Source organism: Bacillus sp. V33-4 (assembly GCF_002860225.1).
GTDB classification, from domain to species: domain Bacteria; phylum Bacillota; class Bacilli; order Bacillales; family Cytobacillaceae; genus Bacillus_BJ; species Bacillus_BJ canaveralius.
In genome coordinates this window covers 1-1,536 of record NZ_PGVC01000090.1, presented here as the reverse complement: position 1 = coordinate 1,536, position 1,536 = coordinate 1, and the positions used below count along the sequence as shown (strand labels likewise).

Below are 1,536 nucleotides of genomic sequence, written 5' to 3'. Positions count from 1 at the left end.
ACGAGCTTCCAATCATTGAAACTCTTCAAAAGTTTGATTATCGCAGGCTTCTCGACGAGTATATGGAGAAGCATGGCAAACCCCTTAAGCCTGTACAGAGGCGTTCACATTCAAAAATGATCGTCTCTAAATCCATAAATTGTCCAAGGTGTGGAGCTCCGTCCGATTATCTTTATGCCAATAATGGAGATAAAGGACAATATCAATGCAAGGTGTGTTCCTGTCTTTTTAATCAAAAGAATCATTATTCTAAAGAAGCTGTACTGAAATGTCCGCACTGCGCTAAAACATTAGAAAAGATTAAAGAAAGAAAAGATTTCCTGATCTTTAAGTGTAAAAACAACGACTGTCCCTATTACCAAAAGAAACAAAATGGATTGTCTCAAAAGGAGAAAAAACAGTTTAAGAAAGATCCTCAGTCATTCAAAATGCGCTACATTTTTCGTCAGTTTCACATCGATTATCAACCGTTAGCGAAGCGCTCACCCAAGAAACCAAAAGTGGATTTATCCAGGCTTTACGTGTCTCCTCATACGCTGGGACTGATCTTGACCTATCATGTGAACTATGGACTGTCGGCCCGGAAAACAGCTGCACTCATGAAGGATGTTCATGGTCTAACGATCTCACACCAGAGTGTATTGAATTACGAGAATAGCGTGGCTCTTATGCTTAAACCGTATGTGGATCATTATCCTTATGAGCTTTCTGATCAATTTTGCGGCGATGAAACCTACATCCGGGTAAATGGACGCTGGCATTATTTATTTTTCTTTTTTGATGCCGTAAAAAAGATCATTTTGTCTTATCCTGTGTCTCCTAATCGGGATACACAAGCCGCCATTCTGGCGATAGACGAGGTTCTACTCAAGATGAAAGAGATTCCTGAAGACCTCACCTTTGTAGTAGACGGCAATCCGATTTACCTTCTAGCCCAACATTTTTTTGCCCAGCACGACATTTCGTTTGATGTGAAGCAGGTCATTGGGCTGACGAACGAAGATCCAGTTTCCACGGAGTTCAGACCACTTAAACAAATCATTGAAAGACTGAACCGAACGTTCAAGGGCAATTATCGAGCCACACATGGCTTTGGATCTGAACAGGGTTCGGTTTCTTTCGTCACTCTGTTTGTGGCTTACTTTAACTTCTTGCGGCCGCATTCAGCCTTAGAAGGCAGAGTGCCTGTGCTGAATCCAGAATTACTTCAGCTACCAAATATGCCTGCACGATGGACCAAACTGATTGGTTTAGCTCAACAATGGATTCAAGACCAAACTGCCTAGCTTTTTTGTTTAGCAGAGCCCGAAACGAGCAATCGGCGGAGCGAACTCTTGACAAACCGAACTTGCCAATGGTTTAAAATGGAAACGCCAAGGGCTTATTTGGCATGCCTGCTTTTTGTCCCCTTCGCCCTTGATATCCTGAAGTCAAACCATTGGCGTGTTTGTCAAGAGCGTTTGCGGGGCTATCCATCTGTTTTGTGGCAGAACGGAACCCTCAAAGCCGAGTTTTCATAGAACTTTTTACACTACC

General features: G+C 42.6%; 1 protein-coding gene. It reads left to right on the top strand.

The annotated features are described in order from the left end of the window. Positions 1-1,286, top strand: a 1,286-nt coding sequence (locus tag CVD23_RS21400; protein ID WP_101667119.1) for a DDE-type integrase/transposase/recombinase, incomplete at its 5' end; no start/stop codon positions are given. Positions 1,287-1,536 lie beyond the last annotated feature (250 nt).